This is a genomic window from Erwinia sp. PPS120, assembly GCF_047918655.1.
Taxonomy (GTDB): Bacteria; Pseudomonadota; Gammaproteobacteria; order Enterobacterales; family Enterobacteriaceae; genus Erwinia; species Erwinia tasmaniensis_A.
The window spans coordinates 1-716 of the sequence record NZ_JBLREF010000085.1 but is presented as its reverse complement, the minus strand read 5'-3'; the positions used below and the strand labels follow the sequence as shown (position 1 = coordinate 716).

Here is a 716-nt window from a genome sequence, read left to right as displayed (position 1 = left end):
GTCAAACAGGTTGTTGATCGTGGTCATTCTGTTTCAAGCGTTGCAACACGTCTCGATATCACCACCCACAGCCTTTACGCCTGGATAAAGAAGTACGGTCCGGATTCTTCCACTAATAATGAACAGTCAGATGCTCAGGCCGAGATCCGCCGTCTTCAGAAAGAGTTGAAGCGGGTTACCGACGAAAGGGACATATTAAAAAAAGCCGCGGCGTACTTCGCAAAGCTGTCCGACTGAGGTACGCCTTTATCCGCGACAACAGCCGTTGCTGGCCTGTTCGTTTGCTCTGTCGGGTTCTGGATGTCCATCCGAGTGGATTTTATTTCTGGCTTCAGCAGCCACATTCACAGCGTCACCAGGCAGACCACATGCTGACCGGGCAGATCAAACAGTTCTGGCTTGAGTCTGGCTGCGTCTATGGTTATCGCAAGATCCATCTCGATCTGCGTGATACCGGGCAGCCGTGCGGAGTGAACCGGGTCTGGCGGCTGATGAAGCGTGCCGGAATAAAAGCTCAGGTTGGGTACCGTAGCCCACGGGCACGTAAAGGCGAAACCAGCATCGTGGCACCCAACAGGCTCCAGCGGCAGTTCAATCCTGACTCACCGGATGAGCGTTGGGTGACGGACATAACCTACATCCGAACCCACGAAGGCTGGTAATCCCCCCGAAAAACCGGTGTATTCATAAGTAGAATTTTCTCGTAATCTGAACCC

At 53.1% G+C, this 716-nt stretch carries 1 pseudogene; it reads left to right on the top strand.

What is annotated here, in order from left to right:
- Positions 1-659, top strand: a pseudogene (locus tag ACLRGG_RS21180) (IS3 family transposase); the annotation flags it as partial.
- Between the last annotated feature and the right edge of the window lie 57 nt (positions 660-716).